Below are 17,782 nucleotides of genomic sequence, written 5' to 3' on the forward strand. Positions count from 1 at the left end.
GCCCTCCGGCCCCCCGTTCTCATGCGCCGCCGAACCCCAGATCCTTGAGGATCTTCTGGCCCTTGTCCGACAGCACGAACTCCTGGAACGCGGTGGCGGCCTCGGCGTTCTTCGAGGCCTTGAGCACCGTGATCGGGTACTTGTTGGTCGCCTTGTCGGCGCCCGCGATGGCGATGCCGGTCACGGCGGATCCCGCGGCCTTGACGTCGGTCGAGTACACGAGCCCGGCATCGGCCTCGCCGGCCTTGACCTTCGCGAGCACCGCCGTCACGTTCTGCTCCTCGCTGGCGGGCGTCACGGTCACGCTCGCCGCGTCGAGCAGCGTCTTCGCGGCGTTGCCGCACGGCACGGCGGGGGCGCACAGCACGAGCTTGAGACCGGGGTCCGCGAGCGAGGCGAGATCCTTGACCTTGAGCGGGTTGCCCGGCGCGACCGCGATCTGCAGGACGTTCGTCGTGAAGACCGGCGCATCCCCCGCGAGGCTCGCCTGGGTCACCTTGTCCATGTTCTTCTGATCCGCCGAGGCGAACACGTCGACCGGCGCCCCCTCGATGATCTGCGTCGCGAGCGTCGAAGATCCGTCGTACGTGATCGGGTTGACGTGCACCTTCGGGTTCTCCGCCTCGAAGGCCGTGGTGATCTGGTCGAACGCCTGGCTCAGCGATGCCGCCGCGAACACGGTGAGCTCGCCGCTCACGGTCGAGGCCGCGGCGGTGCTGGTGGGCGTGGGCGTCGCAGCGGGGGACGAGCCGGAGCATGCGGTCAGGGCGAGAGCTGCGGCAAGAGCCGTGGCGGCGATCGCGGACAGGCGGAACGGGAGGGGGGATCGGGTCATCGTGACTCGGTCCTTTCGGTTTCTATGATCATCATGGTGGCTTTGGTGACGGCGACGGCCTTGCTCCCGACCTCGAGCCCGAGCTCGGCGGCGGCCTCGGCGCTCATGAGCGACACGATGCGGTGCGGACCGCTCTGCAGCTCGATCTGCGCCATCAGCCCTTCGACGCGTACGGCGGTGACGAGGCCCACGAAGCGGTTGCGCGCGCTGCGCAGCACGTTGTCGCCCGGATCCGGTTCGCTGGCCAGCGCCTGGGCGCGTTCGGCGAGCTCGGCGCCGGGCACGACCTGGTGCCCGGTCGCGTCGGTGGACAGGGTCAGGATGCCGTCCGCCGCCCAGCGGCGCACGGTGTCATCGCTGACTCCCAGAAGGCCGGCAGCCTCGCGGATCCGAAAATGCGTCATGGCGACGACCATAGCGCCGCGAATGCGGAGAAGCAACACGGATTATCACGATGTGGAATATGGGTTCCAAAAAACCGTGGACGTGGCAGGGGAACGCTGTTAGTGTCATTCCAGCCCGAGGCCGTACCAGCAGCCGGAGGCGGGATGACAACCTAGCGGTTCGACGTACTTATCTCGAGGAAGGGCCCGACGAGGGGCCCGACCGGAAGCCGTATCACTGCGACGACAGCAAGGAAGCTCTCCATGAACAGCACCAGTGCGCCTTCATCCGCGCCGGCGACGCCCGCCGAGTATCTCGCTCAGGCCGTCGCCCTCGCCACGGACAACGTCCGAAACGCCGGAGGTCCGTTCGGCGCCCTCATCGTCTCGGCCGACGGCCGGGTCTTCGAAGGCGTCAACCGGGTGACCGCGAACCTCGATCCCTCGGCGCACGCCGAAGTGACCGCGATCCGCAACGCGTGCCAGCAGCTCGGCACGTTCGACCTCTCCGGCGCCACGCTCTACACGAGCTGTGAGCCGTGCCCGATGTGCCTCGCGACGTCGCTGTGGGCGCGCGTCGACCGCGTGTACTTCGCGGCCAACCGCGACGACGCCGCCGACGCCGGCTTCGACGACGCGGTGTTCTACCGCTATTTCGAGGGAGGGCCCGAGGACAAGGCGCTCATGCCCGTCTCCGACATCGCCCTGCCCGCTGAGGAGCGCGTCGCGCCCTTCACCGAGTGGAACCTCACCACCACCCGTATCGAGTACTGACCCGACCCGACGAATCCAGGAGAAGACAATGACGTCCCCCACTCCCACCCCCGAAGCAGAGGGAACACCCGAGAACGAGGCCACGGCCCTGTTCTCCCGCCAGGAGGAAACGCTTCCTCCTCTGAAGACCGGTGCCACCTCGACCGTCGAGGTCGAGCCCAAGAACGGCCTTGACCGGTTCTTCAGCATCACCCGCCGCGGTTCGACCGTCGGTCGTGAGATCCGAGGCGGCATCGTGACCTTCGTCACGATGGCCTACATCGTCATCCTGAACCCGCTGATCCTCGGCGGCACGAAGGACGTCGCGGGCCACGCCCTGGATGCGGCGCAGATCGGCGCGGCGACCGGCCTCACCGCCGGCGTCATGACCATCCTGTTCGGCGTGATCGCACGGCTGCCCTTCGCGCTCGCCGCGGGCCTCGGCATCAACTCCTTCCTCGCGGTCGCGGTCGTCGGTCAGGTGACCTGGGCCGAGGCCATGGGGCTCGTGGTCATCAACGGCATCCTGATCGTGCTGTTCGGAGCCACCGGCATCCGGACCGCGATCTTCCATGCCGTGCCGCAGCCGCTCAAGGCCGCGATCACCGTCGGCATCGGCCTGTTCATCGCCTTCATCGGCTTCGTCGACTCGGGCTTCGTCAACCGCACCGCGGGTCCCGGCGGCCCGCCTGTGCAGCTCGGCAACGACGGATCCATCACCTCGGTCCCGACGCTCATCTTCCTGCTGGGCCTCGTCGTCATCGGGATCCTGGTGGCGCGGAAGGTTCCTGGCGGCATCCTGATCGGCATCGTCGCGACCACCATCGTCGCGCTCATCGCCCAGGCGGTGCTGCAGCTCGGCCCCTCGTTCAAGGACCCGAACGGCTGGCACATGACGATCCCCGAGCTGCCGAGCTCGCTGGTCACGATTCCGGACTTCAGTCTGGTGGGGCAGTTCGACCTGTTCGGCGCCTTCGGCCGCGTCGGTGCACTGTCGGCGACGATGCTCGTCTTCACCCTGGTGTTCTCGAACTTCTTCGACGCGATGGGCACGATGACCGGTCTCGCGAAGAACGCGGGCCTGGCCTACAAGGACGGCACGTTCCCGCGCCTGCGCTCCGCGTTCGTCGTCGAGGGCTTCGGCGCCGTCGCGGGAGGCATGACCTCGACCTCGTCGAATACGGTCTACGTCGACAGCGCCTCCGGCATCGGCGAGGGCGCCCGCACGGGTCTCGCCTCGCTCGTGGTCGGCGTGCTGTTCCTGCTGTCGATGTTCCTGACGCCGCTCACGCTCGTGGTGCCGATCGAGGTCGGCTCGGCCGCCCTCGTCATCGTCGGCGCGATGATGATGGGACAGATCCGCGAGATCAAGTTCACCAATTTCGCGGTCGCCCTCCCGGCGTTCCTCACGATCGTGACGATGCCGCTGACCTACTCGATCGCCAACGGCATCGGTGTCGGCTGCATCTCGTGGGCGCTCATCAACGTCCTCTCCGGACGGGCGAAGAAGGTCCACTGGCTGATGTGGGTCGTCGCCGCCGGGTTCGCGCTCTACTTCGTGCGCGGACCGGTGGAGCAGATCCTCAGTCACTGAGCCGTCGTTCGAAGCCCCCGGTCCGCGTGTGCGGGCCGGGGGCTTCGGCGTGCACCGGGGTGCGGCCCCCGCGGTCAGCGGGGGACGCGCAGCTCCGGCCAGGATGCGAGATCGGCGGGTTCGTCGATGTCGTCGCCGCGACCCAGATCGCCGCACTCCACGTCGTCGACGAGATGGCGGTTCCGCACGATCCATGCCCGGGCCGCGGCGTCGCCCTCGGCGAGGGCTGCGGCCGAGCAGAGGTCGCCGGTGCCGAACACCACGGGGTTGCCGGGGGCGCCGTGCCACATCGCGCGGGCGACGCGTCCCGGCCTGCGGGCCGCGAAGAGGCGCCGGATCACGGAGGCGTCGACGCCCGGCTGATCCACGAGCAGCACGACCACGGCGTGCGGCGGCGCGTCGGTCACGACGAGCGGCAGCACGGCCGCGCGCAGCGAGGCGGACATGCCCAGCCGCGCATCGTGCACTTCGACCACGTGCGCCGCCGGGCACCGGGCACGGAGCCAGCTGCGCGCGGTGCGGGCGGCGGGGCCGACCGCGACCGTCACGCTGCAGCCGGCCTCCGCCGCCGCCCGGGCGGCCCGGGTGACGAGCACCTCGCCGTTCCAGGGGAGGAGCGCCTTGGGTCCGCGGCCGAGGCGGGTGCCCCGTCCGGCCGCGAGCACGATCGCGTGGTGGGTGCGCGTGGTCATCGGGTCGCCTCCGCCGCATCCCGCTCGAGGATCGCGGCGTGGATCCGATCGCGGGTGAACGGTGTGGCGGTCATGCGGATCCCGGTCGCGTCGCGGATCGCGGCGGCCAGCGCCGGCGCGATCGGGTTGAACGGCGACTCGCTCATCGACTTGGCGCCGAGAGGGCCGAGCACGTCCGAGGTCTGTGCGAAGTGCACCTCGGAGCGCGGGATGTCGGCGAACGTGGGCACGTGGTACTGCCGCAGGATGTCCGACACCACGGTGCCGCCGTCGTCCAACCGCACGATCTCGTGCAGCGCGGCGCCGATGCCCTGCGCGATGCCGCCCTCGACCTGACCCCGGCATTGCTCGGGGTTGACGACGACGCCGGCGTCGGCGGCGTGGATGGATCGCAGGATCCGCAGTTCCCCCGTTGCCTCGTCGATCGCGATGCGGAACCCCTGCACGTTGAAGGCGACCGAGCGCGGCGTGCCGCCCCAGTACCCCTTCTCCTCGAGGGTCTCGCCCCGGCGCTCCGCGTCGGCGGCCACGTCGGCCAGGCCGACCGACTGCTCGCCGCGGATCACGCGGGCGCCGGTCAGCACGCATTCGGCGAGGGGCGCGTCCAGCAGCTCGGCCGCGCGGGCGCGGATGCGCTCGGCCAGCGCGGTCGCGGCGGCGTGCGTGGCCCGCCCCGCGACGACGGTTCCCGTCGAGCCGAACGCACCGGTGTCGTGCGGCACCAGATCCGAGTCGGACTGGCGCAGCCGCACGGCACGGGTCGTGGTCTGCAGCACGGTCGCGGCGATCTGCTGGTGCACCGTGGAGGTGCCGTTGCCGAACTCCGCGGTGCCGACGTCGAGGCCGAACGTCCCGTCCGCGTCGAGCCGGATCACGGTGTGCGAATGGTGCCCGCGCGGGGGGACCGTGGCGATCATCGCGACCGCGGATCCCTCCCCGAGCCGCCATCCGGTCCCTGAGTCCGTCGAAGGGCCGGGGAGCGATGCGGCGTCCTCCTCGCGTGAGCGCTCCAGGCCGTCGCGCACGATCCGCACGCACTCGTCGAGGCCGTAGCTCCCGATGATAAGGTCGGGCTCCTCGTGCGCGGCGATCATGGCGTCGTCCTGCCCGATGAGGTTCGCGGTGCGGAATGCGAGCGGATCCATCCCCAGCCGGCGCGCGACCTCGTCGACGGTCGATTCGATCGCGAAGATCATCTGGCTGAGTCCGTAGCCGCGGAAGGCGCCGGAGGGCACGGTGTTCGTGTAGACGACGTCGGCGTCGATCTTCTTCGCCGCCGCGCGGTAGACGGCGATCGACTCGCCCACGCCGTGGAACATCACGCCGGGTCCGTGGTTGCCGTAGGCGCCGGTGTTGGAGCGCACATCGACCCCGATTCCGGTGATCCGCCCGTCCGCGGTCGCGCCCATGCGCACCCTGATCCGGAACGGATGCCGCACGCTCGTCGCGGTCAGCACCTCCTTGCGGGAGAACTCGACGCGCGCAGGGCGACCGGTCGCCATCGTCGCGAGCAGGGCCAGATCCTCGGTGAACACCTCCTGCTTGCCGCCGAAGCCACCGCCGACGCGGGCGGAGTAGACGCGCAGCCGCTCCTTGTCGATGCCGAAGATCCGGGCGAGTGTGCGCCGGGCGAGGAACGGCACCTGGGTGCTGCTGCGCACGACGAAGCGGCCGTCCGGATCCTGCCAGGCGATGGATCCGTGGGTCTCGAGAGCCGTGTGCGAGACGCGGTGGGTGTGGAAGGTGCGCTCCTCGACGACGTCGCTCGCGGCGAGCTCGGCCGCGAGGTCGCCGACCTCGGAGCTCATCTCCATCACGACGTTGGCCTCGGCACGGGCGACGCCCTCGGGGTCGGGCACGGATCCGCCCTGCGCCCGCGCCCGCTGTCCGGCGGGGGAGGCCGCCCCGTGCAGTGCGACCGTTCCTGCGGCGTCGGCGAGCTCCGGATCCGTGTTCGCCGGCAGGATCTCGTACTCCACGTCGACGAGGCGGGCGGCGCGGTCCGCCGCGCGCTGCGACTCCGCGACGACCAGCGCCACGCGCTGCCCGACGAAGCGCACGTACTCGTCGAACACGCGGGTGTCGTAGGGGTCGTCGGCCTCGATCTCGTGCTGCGCCGTGGAGAAGACGGTCGTCGGCGCGTCCTCCCGGCTGAGCACGCGCACCACGCCGTGGGCGGCCAGGGCCCGGGTCGCGTCGACCAGGACCACCCGTGCGTGCGGGTGCGGACTGCGCACGACCGCGGCGTACAGCAGCGGAGCGGGGAGCTCTGCCGGGTCGATGTCCATCGTGTAGCGGACGGTGCCGGTCACGACCCCGGTCGCGGCGGGGGCGCCCGTCGCGCGGCCGACGCCCCCGGCGCGGTCGTCGATGTTCACGGTGCCCCGCACCGCGTCCTCGATCGCGCGGTAGCCGGTGCACCGGCAGATGTTGCCCTTGAGCGTGCGGTCGAGGTCCTCTTCCGCACCCTTCGGCATCGAGGCGACCGTGCACACCATGCCGGCAGTGCAGAACCCGCACTGGAAGCCGGCCGCGCGGCGGAACCGCTCCTGCACCGGGTGCGGATCCTCGGGGGTGCCGAGGCCCTGGACCGTGACGATGTCCCGGCCGGCGGCGCGGTGGGCGGGGTACACGCAGCTGTGCACGGGCGCGCCGTCGACGATCACGGTGCACGCGCCGCAGTCGCCGCCGTCGCACCCCTTCTTCACGCCGTACGAGCCCTGATCGCGCAGCCATGTGCGCAGGCACTGTCCGGGCTCGGGTTCGACGGCGACCGTGCGTCCGTCGAGGGTCGCGTGCGGGCCGCAGGCGTGGGGCGCTGGCGAGAAACCACTTTCTGCAGGAGACACCACGGCAGACGTGGTGTCTCGTGTCGGATCCGGTGCCTCGCGCTCCGTGCGGGCCGTCGGGATACTGCTCACCGCGTGCTCCTCTCGATGCGCAGGTCGCCGGTGACCCGCCCGATCGCGTCGTCGATGCCGGAGGCGGACTCCGGCAGCAGTTCGGCGAGGATCTCCTCGCCGAGGCGATGTGTCATCAGCCGCCGCCAGGCCGGTTCGCCGTGGATGTCGTCATACCAGCCGCGCGTGCCGTCGACCGCGGCGTCGATCGCCTCGCGCCAAGCGGCGCCGTCGGCGCGGACCGTGAATGCGGGGGCGGCGGCGATCGTGTCGACCGCCGGTCCGGCGGTCCGGCTCCCGGCGACGGCACCCGGATCCGCGCTCACGTCGAGCACGATCGGGTGGAACGTCGACGCCGTGACGGTGAGCCGCAGTGACGACGCCGAGGTGCGCCGTCCGATCAGCAGGGCGGCGGAGCGCCCGCGCTCGGTGAGCGAGATCCGGCGGAACGCGGGCGTCTGCGCGAGAGCGTCGCCCGGCACGAGGAAGCTGCGGATCAGCTCGCCATCGGCGAGCCGGGTGCGGGCAGGGCCGACGATGAGGTCGGCCACGGGGGTGCGCCGTGCGGAGCCGTCAGGGCGCAGGATCAGCGCGGTCGCGTCCCAGCCGCTCAACAGCGAGATCATCGGCCCGGCGGGGAGCCCCGTCGCGACGTTGCCGCCCACGGTCGAGACGTTCCAGATCTTCCAGGAAGCGACGAAGGAGTCGCACGCCGGCGGGATCAGGTCCAGCCCGGGCAGCATCGCCCGGGGCACGCCTCCGGGCAACGGGTCGTCGGCGAGCGCGCGCAGCTCCGCGATCCGGCACGTCGCCGCGATCTCCAGCGAAGGCACCCCCTCCACCTCTCGCGTCGTCCCCGTCAGCGGACCCCCTGGGGTGCGCTCACGGGGACGACTCGAAGGTGGGTGGTGCCAGATGAGCGGGGGCCAGCCGGCGTCGGTGATGTCGAGGAGCCGGGTGGGGGCGCCGCGGGTGATGTCGGTGCCGTAGGAGAAGAGGACGGTGCCGCCGGCGAGCCAGGAATCCCCCGGTCGCCACTCCTGCGGATCCGCGCACATCAGCACCGCGTCGACGCTCGTCACATCCATGCCAGAGCCTCCTTCGTCGCGGCCATCCGTCGCGGTGTCGCCGCGCAGCTGCGGCCGGTCGGTGCGGCCGCGGGGTCGAGGTCCGCTGCCGGCGCGATCGCGGCCGCCGCTGCCGGCGCCGGGGTCGCGGCCCCGGGCTCCGCACTCCGCCGCGCATCGTCGTGCACGTCGCCGGCGGTGTCGCGCAGTCGTGCGGGCGATGCGGGGCGTCGGGCCGCCGCAGGAGCGTTGCCGGATCCGGCCCGTGCGGCCGACTCCACGAGGATCAGCTCCGCGAGGATCGACACCGCGACCTCGGCCGGGGTGCGCGCGCCCAGATCCAGGCCGATCGGCGAGTGCAGCCGGCCGAGGTGGGCGGCGGTGAGCCCTCCGGCGCGCAGCTCCTGCACGCGCTTGTCGTGCGTGACGCGGGATCCCATCGCACCGACGTAGGCGACCTCGCGGCGCAGCGCCGCATCGAGCACCGGCAGGTCGAAGCGCGGGTCGTGCGTGAGTATCACGATCGCGGTCCGGCCGTCGATGCGGCCCGCGGCGAGCTCCTGGGCGAAGTGCTCGGCCGGGTGCATCAGCACGACCTCGTGCGCGCCGGGGTGGCGGGCACGGGTGGCGAACACAGGCCGCGCGTCGCACACCGTGACGTGCCGGCCCAGCGCGGCCGCGGCCTGCGCGAGCGCCGCGGAGAAGTCGTTCGCGCCGTAGATGAGGAGCCGCGCGGGAGTCGCCGTCGACTCGATCAGCAGGCGCCGCACGACCGGGCAGTCCGGCGTCGCGCGATCGGTCAGGTCGACCACGTGCGCGCCGCCGGCGCGCAGCGCCGCGCGGATCCGGTCGCCCGCGTGCCCCGCGGCGCATGCGAGCTCGTCGGGCAGCTCGTCCCCGTCGAAGGCCGCGCAGAGCGCATCGGCAGGGAGCGCGATACCGAGGCCCTCCGCCGTGAGGAGGGAGCCGGCGGACGTGTCGTGCAGCGGAAGGTCGCGCACGAGGTGCGCGTGGGCGGCCGGCGCGGCGCCGCCGAGGGTGCGCAGCGGCTGTACCAGCACGCGCACATCGCCGCCGCACATCAGGCCGATCGAGAGGCCGTCGTCGTCGGCGTAGCCGAAGGAGTGCAGCTCGGTCGCGCCGGACTCGAGGCATGCGAGCGCGGCGTCGACGACGGCTCCTTCGACGCAGCCGCCCGAGACGGATCCGATCGTGCGGCCGTCGTCGCGCACCGCCATCGACGTGCCGGCGGGGCGGGGGACGGATCCGGACACTTCGACGATCGTCGCGATCGCCCACCGATCCGGGTCGGCGAGGCACTCGGCGTACTCGTGGATGCGATCCAGCATGGGGCACCTTCCTCATCCAGGTGCCGGCCATCGGCGCCTGATCAAGGGCGGTGCATCGGGACCATGAAGGAGGAAGCCTGGTGAGGAGGGAACCCCGGGTCACAATCCACGGCGTCACCGCCTGGGATGCCCGGTAGATGGTTCTGCTGTCGCAACCCGCCTAGGCCTGCGACGATTCTACGGCGGTTCCGGCGCACGCACAAGGGATTAGTCCGTCAGGCGGATCTTGGTTTCCGCTGTGCGAAGATCTAGGACGTGAGCTCGCCGGAACCGGGGTCGCCAGATCGCCGGGCCCCGTCACCAGCTCCGCAGCACGGACGCCTTCGGGCCGGCGACCAGGGCACGGGCGGGCACGTCGTCGGCCACGATCGCGCCCGCCGCGATGACGGCGTCCCGGCCGATCGTGACACCGGGCAGGATCGTCGCGCCCGCGCCGATCCAGACGTTGTCCTCGACGAGGATCGGCGCGCCGGAGAGGTACTGCCGGCGCTCCTCGGGGTCGACGGGGTGGCCGACGGTGATGAACGTCGCCTTCGGCCCGACCATCACGCCATCGCCCAGCCGGATGCCGGCGAAGTCGAGGAACGTGCAGCCCTGGTTGATGAAGACGCGCTCGCCGAGCTCGAGCCGCAGCCCGTGGTCCGTGTAGAACGGCGGGTAGACGGTGAGGCGCGGGGGAAGGGGGCGACCCAGGATCTCCTCGAGGAGGGCCGCGCGCCCGGCCTCATCGTCGAAGGGCAGCAGGTTGAGCCGCGACGTCAGCGCGCTCACCGCGAGTACGCGCTCGCTCATCGCCCGGAACTCCGCGCCCAGCACGCGCTCGCCGGCGGCCAGGAGCTGCGGGTCATGGATCGGCAGGAAGCGGTCGCGCGTCATCCGACCAGTATGCGAAGGGCCGCCGACGTGCGGACGGCGGCGCGCGGTCAGGACCGCCGGCCGCTGATGCTCGTCGCGCAGCCGAAGAAGTGCCGTCGCACCTCGACCTGCAGGGCGGGATGCGACCGGAAGGCCTCGACGGCGCGGGATCCGTCACCGAATCCCGTGAGATAGCGGTGCAGCATCCGGTACTCGGTCGGATCGGTGCGCAGCAGGATCCCTGCGAGCGGGACGATCCAGCGCAGATACGCGAGGTAGGCGATCCGCAGCGCTCGGCAGGTCGGCTCCGTGACATCGATGAAGGCGAAGGATCCGCCGGGGCGCAGCACGCGCGCGACCTCGGACGCGAGGCGCTCCAGCTGCGGCGCGTCGAACGTCTTCAGACCGTAGGCGCTGACGACGACGTCGAAGGACTCGTGCGCGGCCGTTCCGTTCAGCGCATCCTCCTGGCGCAGCCGCACCCGTCCGCCGAAGCGGGCGCGGCTGCGGGTCTCGGCGTGCGCCATCATCTGCGCGGAGAAGTCGACCGCCGTGATCTCGGCCTGGGGGAGGCGTCGTTCGATCTCCGTCCAGGTCTCGCCCCGCCCGCTCATCAGGTCGAGCACGCGGCGGGGGGATCCGGTCGCGCCGACCAGGCGGAGCAGTTGCCGCCGCCACAGCGTCGCGAAGCCCAGTGAGAGGGCGATGTTCATCCGGTCGTACGAGGTCGCCATGCGGTCGAACAGCTGCCGCACGCCGTCGGCGTCGTAGGGCGGGGCCACGGCCTCGGGGGATGCGAGCGCGACGGCGGGTCGGTGCGAGAGCTCGGTCATGGGATGACGATAGCGGATGAACTGAACATGTTCAATAAAACTTGGCGCGAGAGAACAGCTCCTCAGCGGAGCGGCTGCCCGGCCGGACCGTCTCCCGGCGGGACCGCTTCCCGGCGGGAGCGTCTACTCGGCCGGAGCGGCTTCGTCGATGAGCTGCAGGATCCGGGCTGCGACGCTCACCGCGATCACGGCGGGCTGCTTGCCGGCGACCTCGGGGATCCCGATCGGGGTCGTGACGCGGGCGAGGTCGTCGTCGGTCTGGCCCAGTTCGTGCAGCTTCTTGCGGAAACGCGCCCACTTCGAGGCGGATCCGATCAGGCCGATGGATCCGAGGTCCGCCGTGCGCAGCGCCTGGTCGACGATCGCGAGGTCCTCGACGTGGTCGTGCGTCATGACCAGCACATGAGCGCCGGGGGTCAGGTCCATGAGCGCCGCCTCGGGGACGGGCGCATGCACGATGCGCACGCGTGCCACGGCGTCGCCGAGCGGGCCGCGCTGTCCGGGGATCCCGATCCGGTCCTCGGCGAGCATCTCCTCCCGCGAGTCGACGAGCACGAGGTCGAGCTCGTGCCGGGCGAGGATGCGCGCGAGCTCGAGGCCCACGTGGCCGAGCCCGAACACGGCGACGGCCGGGGTGACCCTGATCGGCTCGAGCAGCATGGTGACCTCTCCTCCGCAGCACTGCACGCCGTACTCGGTGACGGCCTTGTCGCTCAGCGTGAGCGTGAGCAGCTCGGGTTCGGCGGACCCGTCGGCGAGCATCCGACGCGCCTGCTCGATCGCGGTCTGCTCGAGGTTGCCTCCGCCGACCGTGCCGTGCACCGAGGCGGGGGCGACCACCATCTTCGCGCCGCCGTTGCGCGGGGCGTGTCCGCGGACGGTCGCCAGGGTCACGATCACGGCGGGGATCCGTCGCGACCGCAGATCCTGCAGCGCGTCCAGCCAGTCCACGATGCTCCTCTTCTCCTCTACCTTCGAGTCGTCCCCGTCAGCGGACCCCATAGCGTGCGCTGACAGGGACGACTCGGAAGTGGGGTGGTCAGTCGCCGGCGGCGGAGACGAGCGGGCGGTCGTCGGCAGGGGCGCCGGTGTCCGTCGAGGCGGTGCCGGACGAGGCGGATCCGGACGAGCCGTCGGTGGGGGCGTCGGGAACTCCTCCGGCCGCCTCCTGAGCGGCGCGGACGGCCCAGAACACGGCCTCCGGCGTCGCGGGGGAGCCCAGGTCGACCGAGTGCCCGGCCGGACCGAAGGCAGCCACGGCGTCGCGGAGCGCCTCGCGGGCGCTGAAGGCGAGCATGAACGGCGGCTCGCCCACGGCCTTGGATCCGTAGACCGCTCCTTCTTCGCGCGCGTTCTCGAACAGGCGCACGTGGAACTCCTCCGGCATCTCGGAGAAGCTCGGCAGCTTGTACGTGGACGCCGACTGGGTCTGCAGCCGACCGCGGTGCGGACCGTCGCTGGTGTCCCACCGCAGCTCCTCGAGGGTCAGCCAGCCCACACCCTGGACGTACGCGCCCTCGATCTGACCGATGTCGAGCATCGGGGAGAGCGAGTCGCCCACGTCGTGCACGATGTCGACGCGGCGCACGCGATAGGCGCCGGTGAACTCGTCCACCTCGACCTCGGTCGCCGCGGCGCCGTACGCGAAGTACTTGAACGGGGAGCCCTGCATGATCTCCGGGTTCCAGTGCAGGCCCTCGGTGCGGTAGTAGCCGGCGGCGAACAGCTGCACGCGCTGGAAGTAGGCCGCCTTGACGACCTCACCCCAGGACACGCGCTTCACCGGCGCGCCGAGCGCCGTCACGAAGCCGCCGCCGAAGCGGACGTCGCGCTCGTCGACGCCGAGCATGCGCCCGGCGACCTTCGCGAGCCGTTCGCGGATCTGCTCGCACGCGTTCTTGACCGCGCCACCATTGAGGTCTGCACCGGACGAGGCCGCCGTGGCCGAGGTGTTCGGCACCTTGTCGGTGCGGGTCGGCGCGAGGCGCACCTGATGCAGTTCGACGCCGAGCGCCGTCGCGGCGACCTGCAGCATCTTCGTGTGCAGGCCCTGGCCCATCTCGGTGCCGCCGTGGTTGACCAGGATCGAGCCGTCCTTGTAGACGTGCACGAGGGCGCCGGCCTGGTTGAACGCGGCGAAGTTGAACGAGATGCCGAACTTGATCGGCGTCATCGACAGGGCGCGCTTCGCGTGCGGGCTGGAGGCGTTGAACGCACGGATCTCCTCGCGGCGCGCGTCCACCTCGGCCTCGTCCGAGAGCTGGTCCCAGATCGTCTCGAGCCGGTCGGCGTCCTTCACGAGCTGCCCGTACGGCGTGCTCTGGCCGGGCTTGTAGAAGTTGCGACGGCGCAGCTCGAGCGGATCGATCCCGAGCTGCGGGGCGATCCGGCCCAGGATGTCCTCGATGAGGAAGACGCCCTGCGGGCCGCCGAACCCGCGGTAGGCGGTGTTCGAGGTCTTGTTGGTCTTCACGATCTGCCCGTAGGCGTGCACGTTGGGGATCCAGTAGGAGTTGTCCAGGTGGCAGAGCGCACGGCCCAGCACCGGCTCGGAGAGGTCGATCGACCAGCCGCCGTCGCAGGTGAGGGTCGTGTCGAGCGCCTGCAGCAGGCCGTTCTCGTCGAACCCGACCTTCCACGCGATGTGGAACGGGTGCCGCTTGCCGGTCATCGTGATGTCCTGCGTGCGGTTCAGGCGCAGCCGCACAGGGCGTCCGGTGAGCTTGGCGCCGAGGGCCGCGATCGCCGCGAAGCCGTGCGGCTGCATCTCCTTGCCGCCGAACCCGCCGCCCATGCGCAGGCACTGCACGGTGATCTCGTTCGCCGGGATCCCGAGCACGTGCGAGACCAGATCCTGGGTCTCGGTGGGGTGCTGCGTGGAGCACTGGATGAAGTACTGCCCCTCGGAGTCGCGGATCGCGAACGATGCGTGCGTCTCCAGGTAGAAGTGCTCCTGGCCGCCGAACTCCGTCACGCCCTCGAAGACGTGCGCCGAGGCCGCGAGACCCGCCGCGGCGTCGCCGCGCTGCACCGTGCGCGGGGTGCCCTGGAAGGACTGCGCGTCGAGCGCGTCCTGCACCGTGATGAGCGACGGCAGCGGCTCGTACTCCACCGTGACGCGCTCCGCGCCGAGGCGTGCGGCCTCCTGCGTCTCGCCGAGCACCCAGACCAGGGCGTGCCCGTAGAACATCGCCTCGCTCGGGAACAGCGGCTCGTCGTTGCGGATGCCCGCATCGTTCAGGCCGGGGACGTCTTCGGCGGTGAGCACCCGCACGACGCCGGGCACCTCGTAGGCACCGGAGACGTCGATCGTGACCTTCGCGTGCGCATTCGTGGACTGCACCGGCCAGGCGGTGAGCACGCCGGCGGTCTGCTCCGCGATGTCGTCGGTGTACATCGCCGCACCCGTGACGTGCAGGGCGGCGCTCTCGTGCGCGGCCCGCTGGCCGACGACGGGGTTCTCCGGGCGGTCGGCGAGAGTGCTCATGCCGACACCTCCTTCGACTCGATGACGGTCGCGCTGTAGAGCTTGAGCAGCGCGGTGTTGAGCATGAGCGAGCGGTACTCGCTGCTGGCGCGGTGGTCGGACATCGGGGTGCCCTCGCCGCGGAGGATCTCTGCGGCCGCCTTCACGGTGGCGATGTTCCAGGGCTTGCCGATCAGCGCGTCCTCGGTGGCACGCGCGCGCAGCGGGGTGGCGGCGACACCGCCCAGGCCGATGGTCGCGCCGGTGACGATGCCGCCGTCGATGTCGAGCGCGAACGCGACGGCGACGCTGGAGATGTCGTCGAAGCGGCGCTTGGCGATCTTGTGGAAGGCGGTCGTGGTGGCGAGCGGCAGCGGGATCCGGATGGCTTTGATGAGCTCATCGGCGTGCTTGACGGTCTGCCGGTAGCCGGTGAAGTAGTCGGCCAGGTCGACCTCGCGCAGCACGACGCCCGATCCGCCCTCGGCCAGCGAGGCGAGCACGACGCTCGCACGCAGGGCGAGCAGTGCCGGCGGGGTGTCGCCGATCGGGGATCCGGTGCCGAGGTTGCCGCCGAACGTGCCGCGGTTGCGGATGAGGCGCGAGGCGAACTGCGGGAAGAGCTGCGCGAGCAGCGGGATCCGTCCGTCCAGGCGCTTCTCCACCTCGGAGAGCGGGAGGGCTGCGCCGATCTCGACCACATCGTCCTCGATCGTCAGCGTGCGCAGCTCGGGGAGCTGCTCGATCGCGACGACGAGCGGCGCGCGGCGGCCGCGGATGTTCACCTCGACGCCCCAGTCGGTGGATCCGGCGACGAGAAGCGCATCCTTCTCGTCCTGCAGGATCCGCAGGGCATCGATGAGCGTCGCGGGGCGGACGAAGCGCGCTCCGTCGACCTCGGCGTCGGTCGCGACCGGCTCCGGGGCGGGCTGCGCGAGTCGCTGCTGCAGCGGGTCGTCGGCCTCGGGCGAGCCGAGCGTGTAGGCGGCATCGCGGATCGGACGGTATCCGGTGCAGCGGCACAGGTTGCCGCTCAGCGCGTGAAGGTCGAAGCCGTTCGGGCCGTGCTCCGGGTCGTGGACCGGGCACGCCTCATCGGCCGCGGCGGACGCGTCGGCCGCCGTGCTCGTCGCAGCGGGGTCGATCGGCGTGCGGTCGGCGCGGTAGTACTCGCCGGCCATGCTGCAGGCGAAGCCGGGGGTGCAGTAGCCGCACTGCGATCCGCCGGCTTCGGCGAGCTTCTCCTGCACGGGGTGCAGGTCGTCGACCGATCCGAGCCCCTCGGCCGTGACGACCTCCTGGCCGTCGAGCGCGTACACCGGCACGAGGCAGGCGTTCACCGGCGTCCACGTGGTGCCGCCGTCCGTCGTCGGCGTGGCGAGCAGCATGGCGCAGGCGCCGCACTCGCCCTCCGCACAGCCCTCCTTGCTGCCGGAGAGGCCGCTGTCGCGGAGCCAGTCCAGGGCGGTGGCGTGCGCGGGTGTTCCCACGAGCGGGCGCTGTTGTCCGTTGACGGTGACGGCGATGTCAGGCATGGGTCTCCTCGGATCCGGCGACACGTTCGATCGCTTGTCCTAAGGCGATCGTGCCGCGTGGGCAGGGTCAGGACAAGGGGTGTGCGGGGAAGACGGAGCGGTGCGGCTGCGCGGCGCTGAGGTCTCGTGCGCCCGGATCGGCGCAGGCGCGGACGGGGGTCACGTCCTGTCGGGCATCGCGGGGGGCGCGACGATTCGCACGGTTCGGCATCATCGCCTCTCCTCGCCTTCAGCGATCCAGAAGTTTCCGAGATTCGGAATAGTGGTTCTGGAGCATGGAAATCGTAAGACGCCAGATCGGTGCAGGTCAAGCGCCGAGGGTCATTGCGCTCGAAAGTCCCGCAGATGAGCGCCGTTCACGCCTTCGCGGCCGCATCCGCGGAGCACGAGGTCCTGGCGTCGTCCATGGCGGCGCGCAGGGCGAATGTGCTCACCGCTCCCGAGGACGGATCCGACCGCGTCGGGCTCAGCGGGCGTTCGTCGCGGCCGAGATCTCGGCGACGACGTCGCGCAGCACCGGGATCGCCTGCTCGGCGAAGTCCTCGCCGACGCGCGACATCGGCCCGGAGACCGAGACGGCCGTGAGGACGGGCATGTTCGGCACTGCCATCGCGAAGCAGCGCACGCCCACCTCGTGCTCGCCGTCGTCGACCGCGTATCCGCGCTCCCGGCTGACGGCGAGATCGGCGAGCAGCTCATCGATGGTGCCGAGCGATCGATCGGTGGAGTGCGGCATCCCGGCGCGGGCGATGATGTCGCGCACCTGGTCGTCGGCGAGCTGCGCGAGGATCGCCTTGCCGACGCTCGTGGAGTGCAGATGAGCGCGGCCGCCCACCTCGGTGAACATGCGCATGGCGTGCGGCGACGGCGCCTGCGAGACGTAGACGACGTTGTCGCCGTCGATCGTGGCGAGGTTCGCCGTCTCGCCGAGTCGGTCCACGAGGGACTTCAGCTGGGGCATCGCCATCTGGCCGAACTGGCGGTTCGCGACCTCGCCCAGGCGCACGAGCTTCGGGCCGAGCGCATAGCGGCGGTTGGCCAGCTGACGCGCGTAGCCCTGCGAGACCAGGGTGCGCAGCAGGCGGTGGATCGTGGGCAGCGGCAGCTCCGCGGCGGCCGCGAGCTGGCTGATGGTGGCGTCGCCGCCGGCGTCCGCGATGAGCTCGAGCAGGTCGAAGACGCGGGAGACGGACTTGACGCCCGTAGAGCCCTCAGCGGCCATGCGGATCCTCTCGGCTGTGATCCGGGCGCGAGTTATCCGCATGCCGGAAGGATGATTCCCGAGCAGAGTATCCCACGGAGGGCCGCAGGTGGCCGACGCCGCCCTCCGTGCGGCGTCTTCCCATCTCCGAGTCGTCCCTGTCAGCGGACGCTATGGAGTCCGCTGACAGGGACGACTCTGGTTGAGATTGTTTGCATCGTTGACCTGGGGAATTCTGGGTCGGAATGTCGGTGGTCCGGTGTTGACTTGATTCATGACGAACTCAGCCGGCACGGTGGTGGATCCCGGGGTGGACCCG

At 71.2% G+C, this 17,782-nt stretch carries 14 protein-coding genes; 2 read left to right on the top strand and 12 right to left on the bottom strand.

Going from position 1 to position 17,782, the window contains the following annotated elements; translation table 11 throughout:
- Positions 1-19: 19 nt before the first annotated feature.
- Both modA and CQ044_RS15995 read right to left on the bottom strand, forming a co-directional pair.
- Positions 20-835, bottom strand: a complete 816-nt coding sequence (modA, locus tag CQ044_RS15990) for a molybdate ABC transporter substrate-binding protein (RefSeq protein WP_105689374.1) — start codon at positions 833-835, stop codon at positions 20-22.
- Positions 832-1,239: a molybdopterin-binding protein gene (locus CQ044_RS15995; protein ID WP_045271894.1), complete on the bottom strand. Its 408-nt coding sequence runs from the start codon at positions 1,237-1,239 to the stop codon at positions 832-834. The genes modA and CQ044_RS15995 overlap by 4 nt, the downstream gene beginning before the upstream one ends.
- Before the next feature lie 243 nt (positions 1,240-1,482).
- Between CQ044_RS15995 and CQ044_RS16000 the strand changes: the two genes are divergently transcribed.
- Together CQ044_RS16000 and CQ044_RS16005 are read left to right on the top strand one after the other, a co-directional pair.
- Complete coding sequence (locus CQ044_RS16000; protein WP_105689375.1) at positions 1,483-1,992, top strand: nucleoside deaminase; 510 nt, start codon at positions 1,483-1,485, stop codon at positions 1,990-1,992.
- 28 nt (positions 1,993-2,020) lie between these two features.
- Positions 2,021-3,565, top strand: coding sequence for an NCS2 family permease (locus CQ044_RS16005; RefSeq protein WP_105689376.1), 1,545 nt, complete (start codon positions 2,021-2,023; stop codon positions 3,563-3,565).
- A gap of 74 nt (positions 3,566-3,639) precedes the next feature.
- On the opposite strand, the gene CQ044_RS16010 is transcribed toward CQ044_RS16005, so the two are convergent.
- The 10 genes from CQ044_RS16010 to CQ044_RS16055 all read right to left on the bottom strand — a co-directional run bounded on the left by CQ044_RS16010 (position 3,640) and on the right by CQ044_RS16055 (position 17,484).
- The gene (locus CQ044_RS16010; RefSeq protein WP_105689377.1) at positions 3,640-4,257 is read right to left on the bottom strand and encodes an NTP transferase domain-containing protein; all 618 of its coding nucleotides are present in this window, start codon (positions 4,255-4,257) and stop codon (positions 3,640-3,642) included.
- A complete protein-coding gene (locus tag CQ044_RS16015) occupies positions 4,254-7,106 on the bottom strand; it encodes a molybdopterin cofactor-binding domain-containing protein (RefSeq protein ID WP_105689391.1) in 2,853 nt (950 codons plus the stop codon). The genes CQ044_RS16010 and CQ044_RS16015 overlap by 4 nt, the downstream gene beginning before the upstream one ends.
- A 68-nt stretch (positions 7,107-7,174) precedes the next feature.
- Positions 7,175-8,245 carry an FAD binding domain-containing protein gene (locus CQ044_RS16020; protein ID WP_105689378.1) on the bottom strand — a complete coding sequence of 357 codons (1,071 nt, stop codon included), beginning with the start codon at positions 8,243-8,245 and terminating at the stop codon, positions 7,175-7,177.
- Positions 8,236-9,573 carry an XdhC family protein gene (locus tag CQ044_RS16025; protein WP_105689379.1) on the bottom strand — a complete coding sequence of 446 codons (1,338 nt, stop codon included), beginning with the start codon at positions 9,571-9,573 and terminating at the stop codon, positions 8,236-8,238. Before CQ044_RS16025 ends, CQ044_RS16020 begins: the two co-directional genes overlap by 10 nt.
- Positions 9,574-9,870: 297 nt before the next feature.
- The gene (locus tag CQ044_RS16030; protein ID WP_105689380.1) at positions 9,871-10,449 is read right to left on the bottom strand and encodes a DapH/DapD/GlmU-related protein; all 579 of its coding nucleotides are present in this window, start codon (positions 10,447-10,449) and stop codon (positions 9,871-9,873) included.
- A gap of 47 nt (positions 10,450-10,496) precedes the next feature.
- On the bottom strand, positions 10,497-11,261 hold the full coding sequence (locus CQ044_RS16035) for a class I SAM-dependent methyltransferase (protein ID WP_105689381.1): 765 nt from the start codon (positions 11,259-11,261) through the stop codon (positions 10,497-10,499).
- Between the two features lie 123 nt (positions 11,262-11,384).
- A complete protein-coding gene (gene xdhC / locus CQ044_RS16040) occupies positions 11,385-12,212 on the bottom strand; it encodes a xanthine dehydrogenase accessory protein XdhC (protein WP_105689382.1) in 828 nt (275 codons plus the stop codon).
- Between the two features lie 88 nt (positions 12,213-12,300).
- Positions 12,301-14,748: a xanthine dehydrogenase molybdopterin binding subunit gene (gene xdhB, locus CQ044_RS16045; RefSeq protein WP_105689383.1), complete on the bottom strand. Its 2,448-nt coding sequence runs from the start codon at positions 14,746-14,748 to the stop codon at positions 12,301-12,303.
- Complete coding sequence (locus CQ044_RS16050) at positions 14,745-16,262, bottom strand: xanthine dehydrogenase small subunit (RefSeq protein WP_105689384.1); 1,518 nt, start codon at positions 16,260-16,262, stop codon at positions 14,745-14,747. Before CQ044_RS16050 ends, xdhB begins: the two co-directional genes overlap by 4 nt.
- A 466-nt stretch (positions 16,263-16,728) precedes the next feature.
- Complete coding sequence (locus CQ044_RS16055) at positions 16,729-17,484, bottom strand: IclR family transcriptional regulator (RefSeq protein ID WP_105689385.1); 756 nt, start codon at positions 17,482-17,484, stop codon at positions 16,729-16,731.
- Positions 17,485-17,782 lie beyond the last annotated feature (298 nt).

Origin of the sequence: Microbacterium sp. MYb64 (assembly GCF_002979495.1) — a bacterium.
Lineage (GTDB): Bacteria > Actinomycetota > Actinomycetes > Actinomycetales > Microbacteriaceae > Microbacterium > Microbacterium azadirachtae_A.

Excerpts from the sequence above, each read along its gene's own strand:
- modA (WP_105689374.1), bottom strand. The coding sequence starts at position 835 with ATGACCCGATCCCCCCTCCCGTTCCGCCTGTCCGCGATCGCCGCCACG.
- CQ044_RS15995 (WP_045271894.1), bottom strand. The coding sequence starts at position 1,239 with ATGACGCATTTTCGGATCCGCGAGGCTGCCGGCCTTCTGGGAGTCAGC.
- CQ044_RS16000 (WP_105689375.1), top strand. The coding sequence starts at position 1,483 with ATGAACAGCACCAGTGCGCCTTCATCCGCGCCGGCGACGCCCGCCGAG.
- CQ044_RS16005 (WP_105689376.1), top strand. The coding sequence starts at position 2,021 with ATGACGTCCCCCACTCCCACCCCCGAAGCAGAGGGAACACCCGAGAAC.
- CQ044_RS16010 (WP_105689377.1), bottom strand. The coding sequence starts at position 4,257 with ATGACCACGCGCACCCACCACGCGATCGTGCTCGCGGCCGGACGGGGC.
- CQ044_RS16020 (WP_105689378.1), bottom strand. The coding sequence starts at position 8,245 with ATGGATGTGACGAGCGTCGACGCGGTGCTGATGTGCGCGGATCCGCAG.
- CQ044_RS16025 (WP_105689379.1), bottom strand. The coding sequence starts at position 9,573 with ATGCTGGATCGCATCCACGAGTACGCCGAGTGCCTCGCCGACCCGGAT.
- CQ044_RS16030 (WP_105689380.1), bottom strand. The coding sequence starts at position 10,449 with ATGACGCGCGACCGCTTCCTGCCGATCCATGACCCGCAGCTCCTGGCC.
- CQ044_RS16035 (WP_105689381.1), bottom strand. The coding sequence starts at position 11,261 with ATGACCGAGCTCTCGCACCGACCCGCCGTCGCGCTCGCATCCCCCGAG.
- xdhB (WP_105689383.1), bottom strand. The coding sequence starts at position 14,748 with ATGAGCACTCTCGCCGACCGCCCGGAGAACCCCGTCGTCGGCCAGCGG.
- CQ044_RS16050 (WP_105689384.1), bottom strand. The coding sequence starts at position 16,262 with ATGCCTGACATCGCCGTCACCGTCAACGGACAACAGCGCCCGCTCGTG.
- CQ044_RS16055 (WP_105689385.1), bottom strand. The coding sequence starts at position 17,484 with ATGGCCGCTGAGGGCTCTACGGGCGTCAAGTCCGTCTCCCGCGTCTTC.